This window comes from Yinghuangia sp. YIM S09857, assembly GCF_051388915.1.
GTDB lineage: Bacteria > Actinomycetota > Actinomycetes > Streptomycetales > Streptomycetaceae > Yinghuangia.
In genome coordinates, this window is the sequence record NZ_JBPKBH010000021.1 from 20,316 (window position 1) to 45,501 (window position 25,186).

The 25,186-nt window shown below is 73.5% G+C and carries 17 protein-coding genes; 6 read left to right on the plus strand and 11 right to left on the minus strand.

The window, feature by feature from the left end; all coding sequences use genetic code 11:
- Window positions 1-90 precede the first annotated feature (90 nt).
- Together ACRX5S_RS32665 and ACRX5S_RS32670 are read left to right on the plus strand one after the other, a co-directional pair.
- A complete protein-coding gene (locus ACRX5S_RS32665) occupies window positions 91-1,308 on the plus strand; it encodes a PASTA domain-containing protein (protein ID WP_436776801.1) in 1,218 nt (405 codons plus the stop codon).
- A gap of 173 nt (window positions 1,309-1,481) precedes the next feature.
- The gene (locus ACRX5S_RS32670; RefSeq protein ID WP_436776802.1) at window positions 1,482-2,324 is read left to right on the plus strand and encodes a putative protein N(5)-glutamine methyltransferase; all 843 of its coding nucleotides are present in this window, start codon (window positions 1,482-1,484) and stop codon (window positions 2,322-2,324) included.
- A gap of 50 nt (window positions 2,325-2,374) precedes the next feature.
- On the opposite strand, the gene ACRX5S_RS32675 is transcribed toward ACRX5S_RS32670, so the two are convergent.
- Entirely contained in the window at window positions 2,375-5,260 is a 2,886-nt protein-coding gene (locus tag ACRX5S_RS32675) for an FAD-binding and (Fe-S)-binding domain-containing protein (RefSeq protein ID WP_436776928.1), read from the minus strand.
- 232 nt (window positions 5,261-5,492) lie between these two features.
- On the opposite strand from ACRX5S_RS32675, the gene serC reads away from it, so the two are divergent.
- Both serC and ACRX5S_RS32685 read left to right on the plus strand, forming a co-directional pair.
- Window positions 5,493-6,614, plus strand: coding sequence for a phosphoserine transaminase (gene serC / locus ACRX5S_RS32680; RefSeq protein ID WP_436776803.1), 1,122 nt, complete (start codon window positions 5,493-5,495; stop codon window positions 6,612-6,614).
- A 213-nt stretch (window positions 6,615-6,827) separates the two neighbouring features.
- On the plus strand, window positions 6,828-8,489 hold the full coding sequence (locus tag ACRX5S_RS32685) for an MFS transporter (RefSeq protein WP_436776804.1): 1,662 nt from the start codon (window positions 6,828-6,830) through the stop codon (window positions 8,487-8,489).
- On the opposite strand, the gene ACRX5S_RS32690 is transcribed toward ACRX5S_RS32685, so the two are convergent.
- From ACRX5S_RS32690 to ACRX5S_RS32725, 8 genes are all read right to left on the minus strand, one after another.
- Window positions 8,455-9,516: a hypothetical protein gene (locus ACRX5S_RS32690; RefSeq protein WP_436776805.1), complete on the minus strand. Its 1,062-nt coding sequence runs from the start codon at window positions 9,514-9,516 to the stop codon at window positions 8,455-8,457. The genes ACRX5S_RS32685 and ACRX5S_RS32690 overlap by 35 nt on opposite strands.
- An 89-nt stretch (window positions 9,517-9,605) precedes the next feature.
- Window positions 9,606-10,553, minus strand: a complete 948-nt coding sequence (locus ACRX5S_RS32695) for a hypothetical protein (RefSeq protein WP_436776806.1) — start codon at window positions 10,551-10,553, stop codon at window positions 9,606-9,608.
- Between the two features lie 161 nt (window positions 10,554-10,714).
- Entirely contained in the window at window positions 10,715-11,221 is a 507-nt protein-coding gene (locus ACRX5S_RS32700) for a SigE family RNA polymerase sigma factor (protein ID WP_436776807.1), read from the minus strand.
- A 748-nt stretch (window positions 11,222-11,969) separates the two neighbouring features.
- On the minus strand, window positions 11,970-12,692 hold the full coding sequence (locus tag ACRX5S_RS32705; protein WP_436776808.1) for a maleylpyruvate isomerase family mycothiol-dependent enzyme: 723 nt from the start codon (window positions 12,690-12,692) through the stop codon (window positions 11,970-11,972).
- Window positions 12,693-12,826: 134 nt separating this feature from the next.
- Complete coding sequence (locus ACRX5S_RS32710) at window positions 12,827-14,101, minus strand: MFS transporter (protein WP_436776929.1); 1,275 nt, start codon at window positions 14,099-14,101, stop codon at window positions 12,827-12,829.
- 130 nt (window positions 14,102-14,231) lie between these two features.
- The gene (locus tag ACRX5S_RS32715; RefSeq protein WP_436776809.1) at window positions 14,232-14,663 is read right to left on the minus strand and encodes a MarR family transcriptional regulator; all 432 of its coding nucleotides are present in this window, start codon (window positions 14,661-14,663) and stop codon (window positions 14,232-14,234) included.
- A gap of 232 nt (window positions 14,664-14,895) precedes the next feature.
- Window positions 14,896-15,426 carry a hypothetical protein gene (locus ACRX5S_RS32720; protein WP_436776810.1) on the minus strand — a complete coding sequence of 177 codons (531 nt, stop codon included), beginning with the start codon at window positions 15,424-15,426 and terminating at the stop codon, window positions 14,896-14,898.
- Between the two features lie 132 nt (window positions 15,427-15,558).
- Window positions 15,559-17,025 carry an NCS2 family permease gene (locus ACRX5S_RS32725; RefSeq protein ID WP_436776811.1) on the minus strand — a complete coding sequence of 489 codons (1,467 nt, stop codon included), beginning with the start codon at window positions 17,023-17,025 and terminating at the stop codon, window positions 15,559-15,561.
- A 219-nt stretch (window positions 17,026-17,244) separates the two neighbouring features.
- On the opposite strand from ACRX5S_RS32725, the gene ACRX5S_RS32730 reads away from it, so the two are divergent.
- Entirely contained in the window at window positions 17,245-17,808 is a 564-nt protein-coding gene (locus ACRX5S_RS32730; protein ID WP_436776812.1) for a hypothetical protein, read from the plus strand.
- A gap of 131 nt (window positions 17,809-17,939) precedes the next feature.
- On the plus strand, window positions 17,940-20,348 hold the full coding sequence (locus ACRX5S_RS32735) for a cation-translocating P-type ATPase (protein WP_436776813.1): 2,409 nt from the start codon (window positions 17,940-17,942) through the stop codon (window positions 20,346-20,348).
- Window position 20,349: 1 nt separating this feature from the next.
- On the opposite strand, the gene ACRX5S_RS32740 is transcribed toward ACRX5S_RS32735, so the two are convergent.
- Both ACRX5S_RS32740 and ACRX5S_RS32745 read right to left on the minus strand, forming a co-directional pair.
- Window positions 20,350-23,547 (minus strand): sacsin N-terminal ATP-binding-like domain-containing protein, encoded by a 3,198-nt coding sequence (locus tag ACRX5S_RS32740; protein WP_436776814.1) that lies wholly within the window; start codon window positions 23,545-23,547, stop codon window positions 20,350-20,352.
- Between the two features lie 711 nt (window positions 23,548-24,258).
- Complete coding sequence (locus tag ACRX5S_RS32745) at window positions 24,259-25,074, minus strand: DUF3027 domain-containing protein (RefSeq protein WP_436776930.1); 816 nt, start codon at window positions 25,072-25,074, stop codon at window positions 24,259-24,261.
- Between the last annotated feature and the right edge of the window lie 112 nt (window positions 25,075-25,186).

The window sequence follows — 25,186 nt, forward strand, 5'->3', positions numbered from 1 at the left end:
GCGTCGTCGGGCCGACGGTTCCTGGCGCGGACGTTCGGACTCCCCACCCGCAGGACTCTCGGTCCGCGGCGGATGAGGGAGATCAGGAACATGCTGTGTGTGCTTTGCGGTTCTCCGTATGCGGAGACCGACACCCATTGCCCCGGCCCCCGTTGCGGCGCCGGTCTGGACGGGCAGCGGTACGGCGACGCGTCATACGCGGTGCAGGCGTGGTGCGAGCCGCGCGAGGCGGCGGCCGAGCCCGGGGAGACCGTCGTGGTGACCCTCACGCTGCGCAACTCGGGTGCCCTTCCCGACCGTTGCGAGCCCGGTCTCGCGCCCGAGACCGCTCGGCGCACCGGTCTGGACCGGCCGGGCACCGGTGATGTGCTGCCGGGCGAGGAGCGCGTGTGGACGCTCGTGTACACGGTGCCGGAGGACGCGGGCGGCGTGGAGGGCGCCGGCCCCCACGGCGATGCGGATGCTTCGGACGACACCGAGTGGCATGACGTCGAGGTGGACGTCGTGTCGGCGGCGGACCCGCGGATCACCGCACGTGCGGTGTTCTCGCTCCAGGTGCCCGGGGGCTTCGCGGGGGCCGTTGCGGCGCCGGGGTTTGCGGGTGGCGCGGCGGCGTACGGCGCGGACGAGCGCGGAAGCAGAGGTCGGCGCGGCGGCGGGAAGCGCCGGATCGGTGTCGCGGCCGGCGTGGCGTGCGCGGTCGTGCTGGCCGTGATCGCGGGTTTTGCCATGGCCGGTTCCGACGAAGACGACGGCGGGGAGCGGGCCCCGGTGGCGGCCGGCGGGTCGTCCGCCGCGTCGGGGTCGGCGGGACCGACGTCCACGTCCGACGGGGCCGAGGATCCGTCGGGTGGCGCGACGGCGTCGGAGGGAGAGCCGTCCGCGTCCACGGCGAAGGCGTCCGAAACGAGCTCCGCGACCCCTTCGGCGACGCGGACGACCACGAAGCCCACCACAGCGGCTCCTTCGACCACGCGGCCCAGGGCGACGAGCGCGACGCCGCCCCCGGCGACCACGACGCCCCCGCCCGACAAGCCCGCTCCACCGCCGCCGAGCCCCACGTCGAAACCCACGAAGACGGACGACGGCACGACGGTGGTGCCGAAGCTGTACGGCCTGTTGGTGAGCGAGGCGCAGGCGGCCGTGAAGCAGGCAGGTCTCGTGCTCGAACCGCACTACTACGACGCCCGGTACGGCGAGGGCGGCCCCTTCAGGTACTGCCGGGTCTGGGAGTTCACCCCGGGGGAGGGCGCCCGGGTGCCGAAGGGGACGGTCATCGACATCTCCCGCGTCTACGGCTGCGGCTGACCGGCACTGCGGTAATGTTGCGGCGTCCGGATCGACCGGACGCGTGGATCGACCGAGGAGGTGAGACCCATTTCCGCTTCAGCAGGCTGGGTGTCCTCACCTCAAGGAACCGCCGACGCCGCGTTCTGACGGCGCGACGGCGAGGGCGCCCTTCGGCACTCCGAAAGGCCCTCATGCCGGTCACACCGCACATTCAGCAGGTCTCCGCACTCCCCCTGACCGATTTGTCCGATCTGGTGGCCGCCCTGCGGACCGCCGGGTGCGTGTTCGCCGAGGACGAAGCGCGCCTCCTCGCCGCCGCGGCGCGCACGCCCGACGAACTCGCCGCCCTGACGGCCCGTCGGATCGCCGGTCACCCCCTCGAACACGTCCTCGGCTGGGCCGAGTTCTGCGGGCTGCGCGTGGCCGTCGAGCCGGGTGTGTTCGTGCCGCGCCGGCGTACGGAGTTCCTGGTCCACCTCGCGGCGGTCCTCGCGTACGAGGGCACCCGCGCGCCAGGGGCCGGACGAACTGTCGTGGTCGACCTGTGCTGCGGATCAGGCGCGGTCGCGGCGGCATTGGCGGTGCTGGTGGCGGACGCCGAGTTGTACGCGTCCGACATCGACCCGGCGGCGGTGCGCTGCGCGCGGCGCACGCTCGCCCCCGTGGGCGGGCGCGTTTACCGGGGCGACCTGTACGCCGCACTGCCCGGCGACTTGCGGGGGCGCGTCGACGTTCTCGTGGCCAATGCGCCGTACGTCCCGACCGGTGCGATAGGGCTCCTGCCGCCCGAGGCCCGCGAGTACGAGCCACTCGCGGCACTCGACGGCGGCACGGACGGCCTTGACGTCCAGCGCCGCGTCGCGGGGGCCGCACTTGCCTGGCTGGCCCCGGGCGGGCGCCTGCTCGTGGAGACGAGTGAACGCCAAGCGCCCCACACCGCAGAGGTGTTCGCGGGGCACGGACTCGCCGCCGAGCTCCACGTCTGCGAGGAACTGGACGCGACGGTGGTAATCGGGACGAAGTCCGTTTCGTGAGGCGGCTCGTGGCCTCAAGCGCGGCACAGTGAGCCCCCCGTTGTCTTCGGTCAGTCCCCGGCGCCGCCGTCCGCCAAGCCCTCGGCGAGGACTTCGGCAAGGTGCCGCGGCTGCTTCCCGGTGAGGTGGGCAATCTGGGTGCGGCAACTGAAGCCGTCGGCGAGTGCGAGGGCCTCGGGGGGTGCGTCGCGGAGCGCGGGCAGGAGGCGCTCCGCGGCGATGCGGCGTGACACCTCGTCATGCCCCGGCTCGTAGCCGAAGTTTCCGGCCAGGCCACAGCAGCCGCTCACCAAGTCACCTGCGAGCCCTGCCTTTTCGCGGAGGCGCCGGTCGGGGCCGTCACCCAGCACGGCGTGCTGGTGGCAGTGGAGTTGGCCGACGACCGGGCGGTCGGCACGCGGCGGGGTCCAGTCGGGGGCGAGGTCTTCGAGGGCTTGGGCGAACGTCTTCACCGCGCCCGGCAGCGCGGCGGCCTCCGCGCCGAGGAGTTCGGGGACGTCGGTGCGCAGCGCCGCGGTGCAGGACGGTTCCAGCCCGACGACGGGGAGCCCCGCGTCGAGCGCCGGGCGCAGCGTGTCGAGCGTGCGGCGCATCACCCGGCGGGCGGTGTCGAGTTGTCCGGTGGACACCCACGTGAGACCGCAGCACACGGGCTTCGGCGGTACGAGGACCGTGAGGCCCGCGGCTTCGAGGACGCGTACCGCCGACCACGCGATCTGCGGGGCGAAGCGGTTGGTGAACGTGTCGGGCCACAGGACCACGCGCGGTCGTCCGGCGGCGAGTTCCGCGCGCCGATGGGTGCGGGAGCGTCGCGTACGCCAGGCCCGGGTGAAGGATGCGGCGGCGAACTGCGGGAGCGTGCGGCCCGGTTCCAGACCGGCGGCGCGGAGGGCGGCGCGCGTCAGGACGGGGCGAGTGGCGACGCCGTCGACCGCTGCGGCCGCGCCCGGGACGGTGGTCACGAGGGCCGACCACACCGGCAGCGCGCCGAGGGCGTAGTGCGCTCTGGGGCGGAGGCGTCCCGCGTAGTGGTGGTGCAGGAACTCGGCTTTGTACGTGGCCACATCGACGCCGACCGGGCAGTCGCTGCGGCAGCCCTTGCAGGACAGGCACAGGTCGAGGGCGTCGCGTACCTCCTCTGAGCGCCAGCCGTCGCGGACGACGTCGCCGATCAGCATCTCGTGCAGGAGCCGGGCCCGGCCGCGTGTCGAGTCCTTCTCCTCGCCGGTCGCGCGGAACGACGGGCACATCACGCCGGCCGACGAATTCGCCGACGTCTCCCGGCACTTGCCGACGCCGACGCAGCGGCGGACGGCTGCCGCGAAGTCTCCTTGGTCGTGCGGGTAGCCGAAGGCGACGGGGACGGGTTGCCGGGGCATGCCGGTGAAGCGGAGGTCGGCGTCCAGGGGACGGGGCCGGACGAGCATGCCGGGGTTCATGCGGCCGCGCGGATCCCAGACCGCCTTGAAACGGCCGAACAGACCGACGAGTTCGTCACCGTACATCCGCGGAAGCAGTTCGGCGCGGGCCTGGCCGTCGCCGTGTTCACCGGACAGCGAGCCGCCGAAGCCGACCACGAGATCAGCGAGTTCGGCGGAGAACGAGCGGAACTCGGCGATGCCCTCAGGGCCCAGCAGGTCGAAGTCGAGGCGGATGTGCACGCAACCCTCGCCGAAGTGCCCGTACGGCAGGCCGCGCAGCGTGAACCGGCCCATGAGGGCGTGGAGTTCGCGCAGATATTCGCCAAGACGCGCGGGCGGAACGGCGGTGTCCTCCCAACCGGGCCACGCCTCCGACCCGTCCGCCATGCGGGTCGCCGTCCCGGACGCCTCCTCGCGGATGCGCCACAGCGCACGCTGCTCGGCCGGGTCCGACACCACCCGGAACGCCCGCGGGGCCACCTCGGCGGCGAGCCGGTGCGCGCGTTCCGCCGCCTCGTCCGCGGTGGCGCCGCCGGTCTCGACGAACAGCCAGGCGCCGCCATCCGGGAGGCGCACGCCGCGCGCGGACCGGGCGAGCGCGGCGAGTCCGGCGCTCAGGCTCTCCACGGTGAGCGGCCCGTACGGCAGCAGTGCGGGAGCGGCCTCCGCCGAGGCGATGTCGTCGGCGAATCCGAGGACCGCGAGCGCGCGGGCACGCGGCGCCTCGACGAGGCGGACCCCGGCGCGCAGCACGACGGCGCAGGTGCCCTCCGTGCCGACGAGCGCGCGGGCGAGGTCGCGGCCGTTCTCGGGGAGGAGGCGGTCGAGCGCGTATCCGGACACACGGCGCGGGAGCGGCGCGAAACCCCTTCGGATCAGCGCGAGATGGTCGTCGGCGAGGGCGTGCAGGTCGGCGCGGATGCGCTCGGCACCGACCTCGGAGCCGGGTTCGGAGACGACGGCGTCCCCGGGGCCGACGCGGAGCCGGACGCCGTCCGGGGTCAGCACGTCCAGCCACTCGACGTTGGCGGAGGTGCGCCCCCACGCGACGGAGTGCGCCCCGCACGCGTCGTTGCCGATCATCCCGCCGAGGGTGCAGCGGCTGTGCGTCGAAGGGTCGGGGCCGAACGTCAGCCCGAACGGCGCGGCGGCGGCGCGGAGGTCGTCGAGGACGACACCGGGCTGGACCACCGCGAGACGGGTGTCCGGGTCGACGGCCTCGATGGCGGTGAGGTGACGGGACGTGTCGAGCACGACGCCGGTGCCGGTCGCCTGCCCGGCGATGCTGGTGCCGCCGCCGCGCGGGGTGACGGGCGCGCCGTGCTCGTGGCACACCGCGACGGCCGCGACCAGGTCCTCGACATCGGCCGGAACGACCACGCCGGGCGGCACGTGCCGGTGGTTGGAGGCGTCCATCGAGTGCAGCGCGCGAGCCTGCGCGTCAAAGCGCACCCCGCCGCGGACGCGCGACCGCAGGTCACGGGCCAGTGCGTCACGAAGGCGCTCGTCGCGCACAAACGCACCGGCCGCGGGGTCGGCGCTCGGATCGAGTTCAGACACGCAGGCAAGTCTCGCAACCACCGGCGTCGACGACGGGACCGCCACGGCGGAGGACGGGCGTCGGCGCCGGGTGTCCCACCTGCCGTCGTCTCACCTACTGTCATGCGCGCGACCGGTATGTGGTCCGGATCGTCTCACTTGGTGGATTTTGACGTTCCCATGACCGGCCCCGGGCTACGCTCGCCGGGTGGCCGAGATCCAGATTCCCGAAGAGCTCAAGCCCGTCGACGGCCGGTTCGGCGCGGGCCCGTCCAAGGTGCGCCCCGAGGCGCTGAGCGCCCTCGCGGCGACCGGTACTTCCCTGCTCGGCACCTCGCACCGGCAGGCACCCGTGAAGAACGTGGTGCGCCGGGTCCGCCAGGGTGTCCGCGACCTGTTCCGCCTCCCCGGCGACTACGAGGTGGTGCTCGGCAACGGCGGTTCCACCGCGTTCTGGGACATCGCCGCGTTCGGACTGGTCGAACGCAAGTCGCAGCACCTGTCGTTCGGCGAGTTCTCCGCCAAGTTCGCGTCGTCGGTCAAGGCGGCGCCGTGGCTGGACGAGCCGAGCGTCGTCAAGTCCGAGCCGGGCACCCACCCGCTGCCCGTCGCCGAGGCCGGTGTGGACGTGTACGGCCTCACGCACAACGAGACCTCGACCGGCGTCGCGATGCCGATCAAGCGGGTCGAGGGTGCCGACGAAGGCTCCCTCGTCGTGGTCGACGCGACCTCCGGCGCGGGCGGCCTTCCCGTGGACCCGCGCGAGTTCGACGTCTACTACTTCGCCCCGCAGAAGTGTTTCGCCGCGGACGGCGGCCTGTGGATCGCGGCTTTCTCCCCCGCCGCGCTCGACCGCGCCGCGCGCATCGCCGCGACCGACCGCTACATCCCGCCGTTCTTCAGCCTGCCGACGGCGATCGACAACTCGTCCAAGGACCAGACCTACAACACCCCCGCCCTCGCGACCCTCTTCCTGCTCGCCGAGCAACTGGAGTGGATCAACGGGCAGGGCGGCCTGGAGTGGTCGGTCGCGCGTACGGCCGACTCGTCCTCGCGGCTGTACAACTGGGCCGAGAAGTCCGCGTACGCGACGCCGTTCGTCACCGACCCGGCGCAGCGCTCGCAGGTCATCGGCACGATCGACTTCGCCGAAGGCATCGACGCCGCCGCGATCGCCAAGGTGCTGCGCGCCAACGGCATCGTCGACACCGAGCCGTACCGCAAGCTGGGCCGCAACCAGCTCCGCGTCGCGATGTTCCCGGCCGTCGACCCGGCCGACGTCGAGGCCCTGACCGCGTGCATCGACTATGTCGTGGAGAAGCTGGCCTGACACCCCGGCCCCGCCCGGACGGGGCGGGAACCAGGCGCAATCGCCACTCCACCCCGCACTGTCCGGAACATCCCGGAATGACGAAGGCGCCACACCCGTCCAGCCCCAAGGCACACCACACACCGGTCCGGAAACCGACTCCGCACACCGGCGACGACGGAGCCCTCCCCCGACGGGGAGGGCTCCGCTGTGTCTGCTGGGTAACCTCTTCGGGTGAATCCCCACGAAGCGGCCGTTCCGCCGTCGGCGACGGCCCCTGCCGAGGGAATCCGCCTCGTCCGAGACCAGGCGACCCGGTTGCTCTACCTTCAGACCGCCGTGTTCGCGTACTTCCTCTACGGCTTCGGGCCGTCCGTCCCGCTGCTCGGCGACGACCTCGTCGTCAGCAAGGCCGTCGCGGGCCTGCACAGCACGGCCTACGCCGTCGGCGGGGCCGTCGTCGGCGTCCTCGGCAGCCGCCCGGTCGTGTGGTGGGGGCGCGGCCCCGCGCTGTGGGGCGGGTTCGCGCTGCTCGCCGCAGGCGTGCTCGTGTACGCCCTCAGCCCGTGGCTCGCACTCTCCCTCGTCGGCGCCCTCCTCTGCGGCCTCGGCGGATTCGCGGCCGTCAACCTGGCCGCCGCGGCGATCATGGACCACCACGGCAAGGTCGCCGGACCGGGGGCGCTGAGCGAGGCGCACGGCATCGGCGCCGCGGTCGGCATGGCCGCCCCGCTGGCGATCGGCGGCGCCCAGGCGTCGGGCCTCGGCTGGCGCTACGGCCTCCTGGCCGCGCCCGTCCTGACGGCACTCCTGTACGCGGTGTTCCGCCGCGTCCGAATACCCGGCCCCGACCGCCGGACCACCACGAACTCACCGCCCCCGCACGGCCCGGAGCCGACGCGTACGCCATCCCCGTCGGCCGGAGACACCCCAACGGACACGCCGGCCCCGGCACGCACCCCATCCGGAACTCCCGCACACACCGCGCCCGAACCCCAACCCGGCATCCCCGCGCAACGCACCCACACTCTCCGGCGCCGTGCATCGCGAGGCGCGGGCCCGACACTCGCACTCGGTCACCCTTGCCCGCCGGGCCCTGACGGCCCTCCTGCGCCGGCAACGCCGCGAAGCGCGGTTCCAGGGGCCGTGAGTGGCGCAGAGATCCGACAGGCACAGCCTGGCCCCAACCGCCTCCCCGCCCGCTACTGGTGGGCCTGGCTGCTTCTCGTCTGCCTCGTCGCGGTCGAGTTCTCGCTGTCGCTCTGGGCGTCCGACCTGCTCGAAGCCCGCGCCGGACTGTCCGAGGGGGCCGCCGCGACCGCGATGACGGCCGTCGTCGCGGGCCTGTGCGTCGGCCGCATCGTCGGCGGGCGCCTCGCCCTCCGCCACCCGCACGGCCGCCTCTACGCCGTGGCCCTCGCCGTCAACGCCGCGGGCTTCGCCGCGCTCTGGCTGAGTACGACCGCCTGGCTGTCCTTCACCGGCCTGTTCGTGGCCGGTCTCGGCATGTCGGTGCAGTTCCCGCTGGCGATGGCCCGTTCGATCGCGGCGTCCGAGGGACGCTCCGACCTGGCCGCGTCCCGCAGCGCCCTGGCCACCGCACTCGCCGCCGGAGGCGCCCCGTTCCTGCTCGGCCTGCTCGCCGACACCTTGGACACGTGGCGGGCGTTCGGGCTGGTCCCGGTGTTCCTCGTGCTGGCCGTCCCCGCCCTGGTGCTCAGCGGCGGCGGCACCGGCGCCGACAACGCCGCCACGGACAGCACGGACACTACAGAGAGCACAGAGAGCACGGATACCGCAGAGGGCACGGACAGCAGCGGCGATTCGACGGCCGGCGACCCCACCCCCACGCCACCCCCCGTCACGACGAATCCGACCGCCGCCCCCGGAACTTGATGTAGCCGTACACCGTCACCACGATCAACAGGACCGCCAGGAAACCCGGGCCGTACGCCTCGTTCTTCTCCTTGCCCGCGTCCCCGTCCGGATCCCCGCCGCCCAGAGGGGCCGCGTCGCCCTGCGCACCCTGCGTGCCGCCCGGCTTCGCGTCGGGGGCCGCCGCGACCGACTCCGGCCGGTTGCGGCCGTTGAGTTCGACCCGGCTGATGGTGCTGTCCGCCCCCTCGTGACCGAACAGGACGGACCGCCCGTCCGCCGAGAAAGTCACGGACTCGCCTTGCAGGCCGCCCAGTTGCACCGGCACGTACACGCTGTCGACCTCCTTGCCCGGCGCCGAGAACATCATCGCGACCATGTAGCCGCGCAGCACGAACCGGGTCCCGTCCGGCGAGAACGCCCCGTCGGTGACCGTCGCGGGGGCGGACCCGACGCGCGTGAAGACGTTCACGGCGGTCGTCGACAGCGTGGCGGGCTGCTCGTACAGGCCACCCTCGTTCTCCTTGCTGGCGATGAAGATCCTGTTGGTACGCGGGTCCACAAGCAACGCCTCGGCGTCGCGCGGGCCGTCCTCGTACGTCAGCCGGTACTTCACCGCCTTCACGGTGGCGTCCTTGAGTTCCGCCGGTTCCGGGATCCGGTAGATCCACACCTCGGACCACTTGCCCTTGAGGTTGTCGCCGATGTCGCCGATGAACAGCGCGGGACGTCCGGCCTCGTCCTTACCGATCGAGACGGCCTCCCAGTCGCGCGGCGTGACGCCCTGGAGGGTCAGCACGGCCTTGGTCGCCCCGTCCGCGCCGACCGCGAAGATCCGCGGCTCGTCGCCGCTGTCGTTGTGGGTCCAGTAGACGCCGGGGTGCTGCGCGCTCGCGACCAGCCCGCTGGACTCGGTGATGCGGTCGTCCTGGATCGTCACCACGTCGGGGTCCTGCGCGGCCGGTGCGGCGGTGGCCGGCGGCGCCGCGGCCGACGCCAGCAGCGCCGCCGCGACGAGGGCGACCAGCGGTGATGCGCGGAACTTCATAGCGGAAACAGTGCCAGGAGTCGGGGGCGCGCGGTGGAATTCGGTAGGCGGGCGTCCGGACAGACCGGACATTCCGCCCGGACCACGGGTCAGCTCGCGGTCCTGGACGGCTCGGGCGAGGTGGCCGATGCCGGTACCCGGGACTCGGTGGGCCGTGCCGACGGCGTCGCCGACGGCACGGCCGACACGCCGCCGCCCGAGGAGGCGGGCGGAGTGGTCGCCCGTGGCTCGACCCTGACAGGCGCGCCGACGTCCCTGGTGGTGACGGGGCCTTCGTCGTACGAGCCCACCACCTCGATACGGCCGCCGAACCCGACGGAATCGTAGAACTCCCTGGCCCGGTCCTCCCCGAACAAGCCGATCAGGCCCTGGCGGCCCGGGTCCGCGGGGCACTGCTCCGCGGTCGGCAGGCACCTGGGCGGCGAACCTATGTAGAGCTCGGTGCCGTCCGGGGCCGTCGCGGTGATCACCCACGGCACCGCCACGGCGGTGTCCTTGCCCAGTTCCGCCCCGTAGCCGTCCATGTCCAGGGTCCGGTGCCGACCGGTGATCTGGAGTGTCAGCGGGTTCTTGGCCAGTTGGTCGAACGCCGCACCGCTGATGTAGACGTCGAACCAGCGACCGTCCTCGGCACCGTCGTCGCCGCGCATGTTCAGGCGCCTGGCGCCGAGGTCGAGCGTCGCCACGGGCGATCGGCGCGGTTCCTCCGTGCCCTCGCCCGTCGGCTCAGAAGTCCCAGGGCTCCCGGGCGGCGCCGTGGTCACGGGTGGGGCGGCCGGCCCGGAGGAAACGGCCGCCGAGGTAGGGCCCCGGCCGCTGCGGTCCGGGGTCAACGGCCCCACGACGAGTGCACCGGCGATCGCCGCCGCGACCAGCCCGGAACCCGCCCACGCCGCGTGCCTTCGAGTACGGCGGCGCGCTCCTCTGCGGCGTACCTCCTGCGCGGTGAGGGACGGCGTGACGGGCCCCGGCAGGTCGAGGTTCCGCAACGCGCGCGCGAGCTGCGGGTCCTGGAGGTGGTCGTCAGGCGTGGGCAAGGCGTTCCCCTCCTCCCCGTGCCGCGGACGCGAGGGGGGCGGCAACGCCGGGGACGGGAACGACAGGGGCACGGAGCGGGACGAGAACAAGGCGGCGCCGCGCGCCAAGCCCCGCACGCACCCCTGCGCGCCCCCCCGCACCGCGCCCGCCGCGCGACCCGTCACGAATGCGCACGGTGTTCCTCCCCCTCCCCCTCGCGGTCGGCGAGGATCTTGGCGAGTGTCGCGCGGCCGCGCGCGAGACGGGCCTTGACGGTGCCGCTGGGCACGTCGGTCTCCACGGCTATCTGATCGACCGTCATGTCGCACAGGTGGTGCAGCACGACGGCCTGCCGCTGGGCCTCGGGAAGCTTCCGCAGAGCGGCGACGAGTGCGGCGTGGTTCGGGTCGGGACCGGCGACCGGCTGCTCGACGTGGTTGCGGCGCAGCAGCTCCCATCCGCGCCGGGCGCGGCGCCACCGGCTGACCGCGAGCCGCCAGGCGACCGTGCGGATCCACGCCTCCGGCGCCTCGGCGGCGAAGAACTGCGCGCGGCGGTCCCACGCGCGGACGAACGCCTCCTGCACGACGTCCTGGGCCTCGGAGAAGTCGCCGGTCAGCGCGTAGAGCTGATGGACCAGGCGGGAGAACGACGCTTGGTAGAACGCGTCGAACTCCTCCTCGGTCATCTCGGATCCCTCGCTGTCGGGCGACCGGCCCGGGCCGTGGACCGTCTCGACGACGGTTTCGACATCCGCCGCAGGGTGGTCGGCATCGCGGGACGGCCGAGCGGTCGGCCAAAGAACCGATGATCCCACAGCTTCGCCGGCCGCCGTCGGGCCCGGTCCGGCCGTACGTGCCACCACTCGTGTCCACCTCCGCGCCGCGCCCGGGGACGCGGTGTCCCGGGTCCGTCGTTCATCCACCCACCCGGTCTACCGACGGGCGCGACGCACGGTTGCATCACGAACTGGTCAAGCCGAGCCAAAGTGCGAACGCACCGCCGGATCCCGGGCGGGCAGCCGGACCCGGATCCCGGGCACGCAGCCGGAACCAGCTTGGGAACCACAGCCGGGAACGACAGCTGTCGCCGACGCGCCGCCCGGCGCGGTCCGGGCGAGCACGACGTGGGCAGGAGCTCAGCTCAGCGCGGCACCGACCGCCACGGCGATCAGCAGGATGACAAGCGCCGCGGAAACGATGCGGGTACGGGTACGCGGGTTCACCCCACCAACCTAACCCGCGCCGCCCGGTGCCCCGACCCTCGGGCGGACCGGGCGACGGCACACACCACGGTTGGGGCCGAACGCACCGGCGCGAAGCGCGGCCACGGCGCCGCGAGGTGGCCGCGCGGGCGTACGAGCCGGCAGGCGAACAACACACACGCGCACTCACCCACCCACCGACCCCGCCTTACGGTCCCGCCGATTCCCCTTCTCAGATCATCGACAGCGCCAGCCGGCGCCGGAAGGCCGCCAGGACCGTGGTGTCGCCGGTGCGGGAGACGACCGTCCCCGGGCGCCGTCCCCACAGGTACAGCAGCAGCTCGGCAGGCTCACCGCGGACGGCGGCGTCGGTGAAGCCGGGTGCGCGGGACACCTCCACCGCGTCGCGGTGCAGGGTGAGCCGCCAGTTGTGGTGGTGGCAGTGCACGCCGACGGTGCGGCCGACCGCGGCGTCCGGCCCGCCTCCGTCGTACCGCAGCGGCAGCAGCACCCGCAGGGCCTCGTCGATGCCGTCGATCGCGAGGTCGAGGTCGATGGGCTCGGGCTCGCCCACCGCCATCTCGACGTCGGTGCGGTGCATCGCCGCCTCGTGGGCCAGCCGCCGGTACCAGAAGCCGACCGCGCCGTCGCCGTCGTCCTCGCCGACCGGGTGACCGGGGCCGCGGCGCGCGAGTTCGGCGCGCAGTTCGGCCAGCGCGTCGCCGTACCACGCCAGTACGTCGCCCTTCGGGGCACCGGTCTCGGGGGCTTCCGGGCGGCGGCCGAGCCGCAGCCACTCGGCCGCCGTCAGGTACACCGATCCGGTGTGCCCCACGACGTCCGCGACCGTCCATCCCGGGCAGGACGGGACCGGGTTGTCCAGGCCCGCCGCCGCCGATTCCCCCAGGCGCAGCCCCTCCGCCCGGACAAAATCCTGGAATCTCGCATAGTCCATGAATCAATCGTTCCAGCCCGGAACGACCGGTGTCGATGATTTCCGTCACCCGAACGGATCCTTGACGGCGAAACATTTGCCGTTCCCTGCAACGATTTTGACGCCGTGTCAGATGTTGAGCGAAGCGTTCCGCATCACACCGCAACCGGATCGGGACGGGCCGCGGGCACCCGGTCCACGACGCGCAGGGCCGGGTGCGGCCGGACCGAGACCCGCAGCCGCTTGCCGGTGCGGCGGGCCAGGATCAGGCCCACGGCCACCGCCGTCAGCGCCGAGACGAAGCCGCCGAAGAGCAGGGCCACGCGCGGGCCGTACGCCTCCGCGATCCAGCCGACGAGCGGTCCGCCGAGCGGCGTGCCGCCCATGAACACCAGCATGTAGAGGCCCATGACACGCCCCCGCAGCTCCGCGTCGACGCCGAGCTGCACCGTGGAGTTCGCGGCCGTGTTGAAGGTGATCCCGGCGATGCCGATCGGCACCAGCGCGACGGCGAAGCTCCAGTACGCGGGCATGACCGCTGCCAACATGCTCAACGCGCCGAAGGCGAACGCCGCGCCGATCAGCATGGTCATGCGCGACCGCCCGCGCCGCGCGGCGAGCAGCGCGCCGCCGAGGGAGCCGAGCGCGAAGACCGTGTTGAGCAGGCCGAACGCCCCCGGACCGGCGTGGAAGACCTGGTTCGCGAAGCCGCCGAGGGTGACCGCGAAGTTGAAGCCGAAGGTGCCGACGAACCCGACGAGGGCGAAGACGGCGAGCAGGTCCGGACGGGCCCGGACGTACCGCAGCGCCTCCCGGAGCTGCCCCGGCTCGCGCTTGACCGGTGTGGTCGGGGTCAGCTCGCGCTCGCGCATGGCGAGCAGGCCGAGGATGACGGCGACGTACGACACCGCGTTGACGGCGAACACCCAGCCCGTGCCGATCGCCGCGATGAGCAGGCCCGCGACGGCGGGACCGGTGATCCGGGCGAGCTGGAAGTTGGCCGAATTCAGGCTGATCGCGTTGGGCAGGTCGCGGCGGCCGACCATCTCCACGACGAAGGTCTGGCGGGTCGGGTTGTCGATCGCGGTGGCGAAGCCGAGGCCCAGCGCCAGCACCCACACATGCCACACGTCCACGACGCCGGCGAGGTCGAGTACGGCGAGGATCGCGGCCAGCATCCCCATCGCTGCCTGCGTCGCGATGAGCAGGCGGCGCTTGCGGTAGCGGTCGGCGACGGCGCCGCCCCACAGGCCGAAGAGCAGCATCGGCAGGAACTGGAGGCCGGTCGTGATGCCGAGCGCCATGGCGCTGCCGGTGAGCTTGAGGACCAGCCAGTCCTGCGCCAGGCGCTGCATCCACGTACCAGTGTTGGAGACCATCTGCCCCGCGGCGAACAGACGGTAGTTGCGGTTGTGCAGCGAGGAGAACATCGAGGTTCGGGCAGTGGCCGGTTGCGCGGTGGCCGTCAAGACGCCCCTTTCATCGAGCGGTTGGTCGGGTGTGCGGGAGCGGCGCGAGTCGATCCCGCCGTCCCTTGTCCGACCTCCGCCCGCGGGGCGGTCAGAGTTGCGCGAGCCGTTCCAGCACCGGCACCGCGGCGCGCAGGGCCGCCAACTCCTCGGCGGTCAGCCCCTCCAGGTGCGCGGCGAGCCACGCGTTCCCGAGCCGGCGGCTCTCGGCGACGACCTCGGCGGCCGGCTCCGTCGCGGTGACGGTGATCTGGCGCCGGTCCTCGGGGTGCGGGTCGCGGCGGACCAGCCCGCGTTCCTCCAGCCCGGCGATGACGCGGGTCATCGACGGCGGCTGCACCTTTTCGTGCCGGGCGAGCTCGCCCGGCGTCATGGCGCCACGTGCGACCAGGATGGTCAGCACCGACAGTTGCGTGGGGCTCAAGGTCTCGTCGGCACGCTGATTGCGCAGGCGGCGGGCCAGCTTGAGCACGGACGCACGGAGCACGGCGACCGCGGCGCGGTCGGCATCGGACAAGGACACCTTCGTTAGCTTAGATCATTACTTTCGCTAACGGTAACGGTTTGCCCGGCGGCGGATATTCCGCAGGCGGTCGCTCGCGCACGGGACCACGACAAGGCCACGACAGGGGTCACGCAGGGGTCGCGACAGCGGTCACGCACGGGGTCATGCACGGGATCACGACAGGGTCACGCCGGGGGGCACGACAGGCCGCGAAAGGGCCGGACGAGCGGCTCCCCCGAGTCGTCCCCGGCTACTCCGGCCGCAGCCGCGGCAGCAGTTTCGGGCGGGCGGGAAGCGCCGCCTGGGCCCGCCAGTACTCCGGGTCGCGCGGGCAGGCGAGCCAGGCGGGCAGGCGGCTCGCGGCGTGCTCGAACGCATCCCCCAGCGGGAGCGCGCTCCCGACGTCGACGACCGTCTCGACCGGGTAGTGCGTGTTGTGGTCGATGTCGCACCAGCACGCGACGCTGACCGCCGCGAGCGCGGCCAGGGTGTGCGGGCGGATCCACGCGACGTCGAGTTCGAGTTCGAGCCAGTCGACGCCCGTCTCCTCGTGGACGAGCGCGACGGTCGTGGTCAGCACGAGCGGCGTGATGCCCTCCGGCAGGGGTTCGGGGCATGCCGCGTGGTCGCGGAACCACTCCCATTCGGGCGGCTCGGCCGCGAGCCGCAACGTGTCGACGGCCGCGGCGACCCGGCGCACGTGGTCCAGGTCGTGTGTCGGCGCGCCGGGGAACAGCGCCGCGAGGGGAACGTCGTCGATGGTCCCGCGCTCCATGCCCACGCGGCCGATCCTGGCGTCGGCGACGCGACGACACAAGACCCGTCCGGGATCCGACCGCACCGTTCGCCCGGCGTCGGGCAACCGCCGGTACGCCCCCGCCCGGCCCCCGCCGGGGGGCGGGCGTACCGGCGGTTACTCGACGCCGAGCACCTGCTCGACCGGATCGATGCCGAAGTGCACCAGGAAGAACGCGGCGACGACCCAGAGCAGCCACGGCACTTCGCGGGCACGCCCGGTGGCGGCCCGGATGACGACGTACGCGAGGAACCCGGCGCCGATGCCGTTGGTGATGCTGAAGGTGAACGGCATCAGCACGATCGTCAGGAACGCCGGGACCGCGAGCCCCCAGTCGGTCCAGTCGATGTCCTTGACCTGGGTCATGAGCAGGAAGCCCACCACCACGAGCGCCGGGGTGGCCGCCTGGTACGGCACGACCGTGGCCAGCGGGGTCAGGAACAGCGCCCCGAGGAACAGCCCGCCGGTGACCAGGTTGGCGAAGCCCGTCCTGGCCCCTTCGCCGACCCCCGCCGTCGACTCCACGAAGCACGTGTTGGACGAGCAGGACGCCGCGCCGCCTCCGACCGCCGCGAACCCGTCCACGAGGAGGACGCGGCCGATGCCGGGCAGCCTGCCGTCCGCGTCCAGCAGCCCGGCCTCGTTGGTGACGCCGATGATCGTGCCCATCGCGTCGAAGAAGTCGGACAGCATCAGCGTGAAGATGAAGATCACCGCGGTCAGCACCCCGGCCTCGGCGAAGGCGCCGAGCAGGCTGAAGTCCCCCACGAGGCCGAAGTCGGGGGTGCCGACGACCCCGTCCGGCAGGTCCGGGGTGATCAGCCCCCATTCCGCGTCGGGTACGCCCGCCGCCGCGTTGACCGCCATTGCGAGCACGGTCATCGACACGATGCCGATCAGGATCGCGCCGCGGACCCGGCGGATCAGCAGCACGAACGTCAGCAGGACGCCGACGCAGAAGACCAGGGTCGGCCAGCCCTGCAACTGCCCGTCGGGTCCGAGGGTGACCGGCACCGTCGATCCGGCGGAGTCCGGGGTGCGGGTGACGAAGCCCGCGTCGACCAGTCCGAGGAACGCGATGAACAGCCCGATGCCGACGCTGATCGCCTGCTTGAGGGCCATCGGGATGGCGTCCATGATCAGCTCGCGCAGGCCGGTGACGACCAGCACGACGATGGCGAGGCCTGACCACACCACAAGGCCCATGGCGTCCGGCCACGACATCTCGGGGGCGATCTGGAAGGCCACGACGCCGTTGAGGCCGAGCCCGGCGGCGATGGCGAGCGGGATGTTGCCCGCGACACCCATGATCACCGTCATGACCCCGGCCACCAGGCAGGTCGCGGTGACGAGTTGGCCGTGCGACAGGTGCTCGCCGTACTTGTCGGTGGCCCCGCTGAGGATGATCGGGTTCAGGACGACGATGTACGCCATCGTGAAGAAGGTGGCGATGCCGCCGCGGGTCTCCTGGAGCAGCGACGACCCGCGCGCCGAGACCGCGAAGAAGCGGTCGAGCACGGCGGCGGGCCCGCGGCCGGGTGGCGCGGCGCGGGGGTCGGCGGGTGCGGGGGCATCGGCGGTCATGGCGGCCCCCTCGGGGTGCGTTCGGGGGTACGGGCGGCGGGACCGGGCACGGTCCCGCTGATCACTCCTTACACCGACCGCCCGGCCGTATCCGGGCGCAACTCCCGGTACTCGGCGGAAACTCCCCGGAACTCACCCGAGAGGACGGGAGCGGCGGCCGCCGCGGGGGCGACGGGGCCTGCGGCTAGTGCGGTGGGAGGGCCAGTAGCCTTGCCCTTTGTGAGCAGGCACGGGAAGCGACGGCGTGTGTCGCCCGAGGACGAGTACGACACGGGCGCGTACGACACGGGCTCCTACGACGGCGCCGAGGCGTTCGCGGCGCGCGCGGAGAGCGGCGGGGGCGTGTACGGGGGCGGTACGCCCGGCGGCGGCGTCGGTTCCGGCGCCGGCTCCGGGCCCGGGTCCGGCTCCGATTCCGGCTTCGATTCCGGTACCGGCTCCGGCGACGGCGGCTCGGGCCCCGCCCCGGTCGCGCGCACCGGCGAGAACGCCTCCGATGAGCCACCGCCCGCCGCGTCCGGCCGGGTCCGCCGTCCGGACCCCGAGCCGCTGGAGGCCGACGACGTCAAGATCGTCGGCATCGGCACGCTGGTCTGGTTCGGCCTCTTCCTCCTGTCCCTCCCGTTCCGCGACACCCTGGAGCGCGACGGCCGCGAGTGGTGGCCGTGGTGCGCACTGGCCGGCGCGGGGCTCGGGCTGCTGGGCCTCTGGTACGTCCGGCGCCGCCGCGACGCGATCCGCCGCCGCCAGGACCAGGCCCGCCATCAGGACCAGGCCCGCTGACCGGGGCACCCGCGGACCGCGGCGGCCGCTACCGAGGGGGCGGCCAAGGCTGCTCCACCGCACCGGCGAAGCCCCGCCGCCACTCGCCAAGCCACCACATAATCCGACATTTCATGACGTAACGTCGATCCATGATCGACGCCGAGGCCTCGCCGCCCGCCGAGACGTCCGCCCAAGGCCTCACCTCGGCCGAGGTCGCCGAACGCGCCGCGCGCGGCGCCGTCAACAACGTCCCGGCCCGCTCCAGCCGCAGCGCCCGCGAGATCGTCCGGGCCAACGTCTTCACCCGCTTCAACGCCATCATCGGCACGCTGTTCGTCGTCATCCTGGTGTTCGGCTCACCGCAGGACGGCCTCTTCGGCCTGGTGATCGTCGCCAACACCGCGATCGGCATCATCCAGGAGCTGCGCGCCAAGAAGACCCTGGACACCCTCGCCGTGGTCGGCGAGGCCAAGCCCCGGGTCCGCCGTGACGGCCGGACCACCGAGGTCACCCCGCGCGAACTTGTCCTCGACGACGTGTGCGACATCGGCGCGGGCGAGCAGATCGTGGTCGACGGCGTGGTGGTCGAGGCGGACGGGCTGGAGCTGGACGAGTCGCTGCTGACCGGCGAGTCCGACCCGGTGCACAAGCGTCCCGGCGACCCGGTGATGTCCGGCAGCTTCGTCGCGGCGGGCAACGGCGCCTTCCGCGCCACCAAGGTGGGCCGGGACGCCTACGCCGCGCGACTCGCCGAGGAGGCCAGCCGCTTCACCCTCACCCGCTCCGAACTCCGGGCGGGCCTCGACGTGATCCTCAAGTACGTCACCTGGCTCATGGTGCCGGTCGGCGTCCTCCTGCTGATCAGCCAACTCCGCAGCAACAAGGACGACTTCTCGGGCGCGATGACCGGCATGGTGGCCGGCGTCGTCACGATGGTCCCCGAGGGCCTGATGCTGCTCACCTCGGTCGCGTTCGCGGTCGGTGTGGTACGCCTGGGCCGCAAGCAGTGCCTCGTCCAGGAGTTGCCCGCGATCGAGGGGCTGGCCCGCGTCGACGTGGTGTGCCTGGACAAGACCGGCACGCTCACCGAGGGCGGCATGGACGTCGGCGAAGTCCGCACGCTGGCAAGCGGATTACCGGTCAAGGAAGCCCTCGGCGCGCTCGGTACCTCCGACCCCCGGCCGAACGCGAGCCTCCAGGCGATCATCGACGCGCACCCGGCGCCCGAGGGCGACGGTTGGCGGGTCACCGGCGTCGAGCCGTTCTCGTCGGCCCGCAAATGGAGCGGCGCGACGTTCGCGGGCGAGGGCTCGTGGCTGCTCGGCGCACCGGACGTCCTGCTGCCGCAGGGCGACCCGGTACTGCGCGAGGTCGACGAACTCGGCGCGCAGGGACTGCGCGTCCTGCTGCTGGCCAAGGCGGACGGCCCGCTGGGCGACCGGGCGGGCGAGACCGCGACGCCCGCCGCGCTGGTGGTCCTGGAGCAGCGGCTGCGCCCCGATGCGGCCGACACCCTGCGGTACTTCGCGAGCCAGGACGTGGCCGCGAAGGTCATCTCCGGCGACAACGCGCTGTCGGTGGGCGCGGTCGCGGGGAAGCTCGGCCTGGCCGGAGCCGAACACGCGGTGGACGCCCGCGACCTGCCCGAGGACCGCGCCGAACTCGCCCAGGCCTTGGAGGGCAACACCGTCTTCGGACGCGTCACCCCGCAGCAGAAGCGCGCGATGGTGGCCGGCCTCCAGTCCCGGGACCACACGGTCGCGATGACCGGCGACGGCGTCAACGACGTCCTCGCCCTCAAGGACGCCGACATCGGCGTGGCCATGGGCTCCGGCAGCGCGGCGAGCCGGTCGGTGGCCCAAATCGTGCTGCTGGACGACAAGTTCGCGACACTGCCGTCGGTGGTCGCGGAGGGCCGCCGGGTCATCGGCAACATCGAGCGGGTCGCCAACCTGTTCCTGTCGAAGACCGTGTACGCGCTGCTGCTGTCTCTGCTGACCGGCGTGGCCGGCCTGCCGTTCCCGTTCCTGCCCCGGCACCTGACGCTGATCGGCACGCTCACGATCGGGACGCCCGCGTTCTTCCTCGCGCTCGGGCCCAACACCGAGCGCGCCCGTCCGGGGTTCGTGCCGCGGGTGCTGCGCTTCGCGGTGCCCGCGGGCGTGGTGGCTGCGGGGGCCACGTTCCTGACCTACTCGCTGGCCCGCCTCAACCACGGCTCCAGCCTGGCGCAGGACCGCACCGGCGCGACCATCACGCTGTTCCTGGTGGCCATGTGGATCCTGGCGATCGTCGCGCGGCCGCTGGCGTGGTGGAAGGTCGTCCTCATCGCGGCGATGGGCGGCGGCTACCTGCTGGCGATGTTCGTGCCGTTCCTCGCCGACTTCTTCGCGCTCTACCCGGACAACCTGCCCAACTGGGGTATCGCGGTGGGGATCGGCGTCGCCGGGATGGCGATCCTGGAGTTCGGCTGGCACGTGTCCGGGTGGCTGCAACGCAGACACCCGGGCACCGCGCACCACCCCGGTGCCCCGGCCGGGACCGCAAAGGGAGCCTGACCTACAGCGGGTTGTCGAAGTCCCGTTCGGCGTCCAGGACATGGGCCAGCGACGGGTCGGCGAGCAATTGCGCGACCTCGAAGCGGCGGTGCCACTCGCCGGCGGCCCAGGCGAGCCCGCGGGCCAGGCCCTCGAACGTCGTCGCGTGCACCTCGCCGTCGACGAACCGCCACTCCGCTTCGAGTTCGGCGCCGTCCGGGCCCGCCACGAGCAGTTCGCCGTGCTCGACGTACTCGGTCGGCGCGCCGGCGAGGGCGGCGAGGACGGCTTCCGGGACGGGGTTGCGCGTGCCCTCGGACAGCACCGTGCCCGGCACCACCTCGGAAACCAGGGGCAGTTGCAGCAGCTCGGCGAGCGCGGTCGCGCGGTCGGGACGCACCGGGAGCAGCGCCCATGCCGGAGCCTCGGCCAACAGCGCGGCCAGGTCCGGCGCGTCGGCGACGGCGGCCGAGCTGGCGTCCACGACGGTCAGGCGGCCCGCGACGACCGCACGCACCTCGTGCGGAGCGTCCACCCGGTCCATGTCGACGTCGGCCAACGCCGTGTAGAGCAGCCGGAGCTGGTCGCGGCCGACGTCGTTGGAGCGCTTCGCGAGCCGGTCCAGCAGCTCGTCGGGGCCGCCGGGTTCGGCGAGCAGCGCGGCGAGCGTGGTGCGCACCCCCAGCGCGCGCAGGAACACGTCGTCGAGGTGCGAGTCGACCTCGTCGTACAGGCCGTGCAGCGCGGGATCGGCGCCCGCCGCGAGCAGACCGGCGGGCGGGCGGCCGTCGAGCACCGGGTGTCCGCGCAGCCACCACGCGGTGTACGACGGGATCTCGGCGCGTCCCCCGTCCGGCAGCAGGACGCGCGCCGGCTCGACCACAGCGGCCCGCAGCGGCGGGACGGCGAGCAGGTCGAGCGCGTCCTCCCACGCGTCGTCGGCCACCAGGTCGAGGTCGCGGACCGCGCTGAACGACGCGAGTACGGGCGGCACTTCGGGGTCCGGGAGGTGGTCGAGGACATCGTCCAGCCAGTCTTCCTCCAGGTCCAGGTCGTGGTCGCAGGCGTCGTGGTCGAGGACCACGTCCTCCTCCGCGACCAGGCCGAACGTGTCGAGTACGCCGACCGCGCGCAGCACGTCGGGCCCCCAGCGCTCGACCAGCTCCGCGTCCGCGACGCCGAGCGTGCCGGGTTCGACCAGCGCGGTCAACGCGCTTCCGGGCAACATGAGTTCGCCGGCCGCGAGCAGGTCGCCCTGGTCGTCGGGCAGCGGCAGTTCGGCGAGCCAGGGCTCCTCGCCGGGGGCGAGGTGTGCGGCGCGCACGAGTTCGAGGACGGCGTCGGTGAAGGCGTCCGGGTCGTCGTGGTCGTCGGCGGCGGCGACCCCGGCCCGGACCGCGGGATCCGCGAGGACCGTGCGCGGCGCGGCCGGGAGCGCGCCCAATCGCTCCAGCAGCGGGTGCACCGCGTCGGGGTGCACGATGCGCAGGTCCAGCGGCTCCAGGACGGCGGGCTTGGGGGTGTCCGGGCCCGGCAGCAGCAGGTGTCGCGGGCCGCGCACGAGGCGGCCGTCCACGAGCGGCACCGGGAGCGCGCCGAGCGCGTCGCGGTCCGCGGGGTCGAGGGCCGCGTACAGGCCGTGCCACCACTCGGGTTCGCGTTCCAGGGCGGCGAGTTGGTCGACCACCTCGGCGAGCGGGAGGCGGCGCACGGACAGCGCGCGCAGCGCGGGGGACTTGTCCAGCCCCGCCGGGATCAGACCGGGCAGGACGGGCGCGAGCGCGGCGACCAGTCCCGGGGACGCACCGTCCAGAACCACCGCGTCCCGCGGCCGGACGCCGCGGGAGGTGGACGACTCGCCGTCCTGCGGGGCGGCGACGGCCGAGGCCGCCTCGGTACCAACGGCGTTCGCCGCGCCGTCTGCACCGATACCGGCACCGGCGTCCGCGAACGCCGCGGGCAGGAAAGGCGTTTCGGCGAGACGAGCCAGGACGGCGCGACGCATCAGCGCGTCCAACTCGCCGTCCGGCGCCGTGTTGGGCACGAGGCTCAGCATCGCCCGCGTGAACGGCGTCGGCCAGTCGCGCACCATCGCGGCGTAACTGTCCGCGGCGCGCTCCACCAGGAAGTCGCGGAGGGCTCCCGGCGCGACGTGCCGCCGTGTGCTGTCCAGCGGGAACGAGGCGACGAGCAGGGCGGGCAGGCCGAGCGCTTCGTCCGAGGGGGTGGGGGCGTGCAGGACGGGGCGTACCGGCACGGAACCGCGCGGCGTGCCGTCGTCGTTCGCCGCGTCGAGGCTCAACGGCGGCCCGCCCGCCCGCCATTCGGCTCCGCCGCCGTGCAGGGGCAGTGGGGCCCCGGCCGCGTCGACCGGCACCGCCCACAGCACCGACCACGTACCGCGCAGGCGCTCCTCGGTGGGGCGGTCGGCCAGCAGGCGGGCGTCCAGCGAACCGACGGCCGAACTGACGCGCCAGCGCGTCTCCTGCCCCCGGTCGGCGACCACGACGGTCCCCTGGTCGTCCCGACGGGACAGCGTGCGGACGCCCTGCGCGGTCTCGACGACGATCTCGCCGAGCCCGGACAGGGTGAGCAGCAGCGCGTCGTCGATCTCGGCGAGCAGGCGCGCGGTCAGATCGGTCGCGGCACCGTCGCGCAGCGGCAGCACCACGGCGGTGTCGTAGCCCTCGGGCGGCGTGCCCTCGGCGGGCATCGGCAGCCGCAGTATGGGAACGGCACCGTCGCGCCGCGCGACCTCGTCGGCGATCCCGGGCACGCTTGCCGCGAGCTCGCGCGCCTCGCGCAGCGACCACCGGACGCCGCCGGTGCGGGAGAGCACCGAGGGCTCGTCGGACACCGCCAGCACTGCGGCGAAGCCGACCCCGAACCGGCCGACCGTGCCGGGTCCTTCGTCGCGCTTCGCGGACGCGCGCAGCGTCGACAGCGCGAGGACGCCGTCCGCGTGCAGCGGCTCACCGGTGTTCGCGGCGGTGAGGACGCCGTCGCGCAACGTCAGCCGCAGCCGCCCGGGAACCCCGGTACGCGCCGCCGCGTCCGCGGCGTTCTGCGCCAACTCCACGACCAACCGGTCGCGGTACCCGCCGAGGGCCAGCTCCTCCTCGGCATTGGCGTCCTCCCGAAATCGCGCGGGCTGTGCGGCCCACGCATCCAGAACCGCCCGCCGGAGCCCAGCCGTCGCGAAGATGTCCTCGGTGCCCATGCCCACAACTTTCCCCGCAACCCCACCCCGCTTGGCAAATCCTGCCCCCCAGCCCGCCCCCGAACCCCCGTACACCCGACAAAACCCAGCCCAGATCCAGCCACCGAGCCGCTGCGCGGCAGAGCAGGCCCGGGAGCGTGCAAGGCACCGGCGATCACCGCACGCAAGGCGGGTGGAGATGAGGGGGAGCGACGGTGATCGGACCACCCAAACCGCCACCCAGCCCAGCCGCGTCGCACAGCACCCAGCGCCGCGAGCCCAGCAGCCGCCGTCCCCAGCCCACGCTCCGCCCGTGTAACGCAGGTTGCGCCCAACGGCGCACACCAGCCATCCCCCCCGGTCGCGCCGCTCGCCGCTGGGCGCCGCGCGCCGAAGTCCACGTCAGTCGGAACCGCCCCGAAGCGATCCGGTCGACCACGCGACCGATCGCGCCCACTGCAGGAGGTCGACGAGTGCGTCAGCGCACGCAGGCCGCGTCCACCGGTGGGACTCCGCCCGGCGCGTCGGCCCCGTGGGCGCGGTGAACTCGGCGGAGTCGGGTGCGCCCGGGCCGGCCATCCCCCGGTCGCGCCGCGCGTTGCGGCGAGCGGCCGGAGTTCGGCTCCTTCGCGGGCCGGCCCACGGCGACCCGCCGCGGGGCGACGATCGCCGAGAACACGTGGCCACGCCCGTCGGCCGCGCCGTCGCCCGTTGGGGCCCGGGGCCCTCCGCCTAGGAGTGGCCCAGGTCTTCTCCCGGCTCCTTGTCGTCCACCGATCCCGCGTCGTGGTGGACGCGGACCGGTTCGACGTCGTAGTCGTCGACCACGGGGTCGGCGACCTGAGGGACGGCGGGCATCACGGCGGCTTCGGAGTGGCCGCCGCAGCCGAAGGCCAGGGAGACCATGTGGCCGTCGGCCGGGGCGTACTCGTTCGCGCAGACGCCGAAGGCCTGGCCGAGGGGGCCGCCGATCTTGACCAGGAAGCCGCACGAGACGCAGTGCGCGGGCGCGGCCTGCGCCATCGGCGTACGGACGCCGAAGTGCTCCTCCCAGCGGTCCGCGGCCAGGCCGAGGCCGAGCGGCGACAGCACGCGCGCGCGGCCGAGGCCCAGTTCGTACGCCACCGCGCCGGGGCCGAAGCCCACCGGCTCCTCGGCCGTCTCCGCGTCCACGTCGGCGTATCCGGGTTCGAGGCGCTCGTCGTCCTCCTTGGTCGGCAGCAGGTCGCCGACGCCGAGGTCGCCGGGACGCAGGCGGTCGCTCCACGGCACCCATTCGGGTGCGAGCAGGGCGTCGGGGCCGGGCACGAGCACGGTCTCGTCGACGGTGACCAGCTTGGCGCGCGGGGCCCTGGCAACGGTCACGGCCCACCGCCAGCCCTGGTACGCGTCCTCACGGCACGCGAAGAGATGGGTGACGACGCGATCGCCGTCCACCGCCACTCCGAGATGCTCGCCGACCCTGCCCGGGCCAGCGACATCCTCGGCGGCGGCAAGGGCAAGTTCGACCGCCTCCGCACACAGGCGATCGGGGATTCGACTACGGATCGGGGCACTCACGAGAGTGATTCTCTCTCAACCTCCGGGCGCGATGGCGAGGGCTACCCTCAAGAGGCACGGAATCCTGTACGGAGCGCGCAACCGGCGCGCCCCTTCGGCG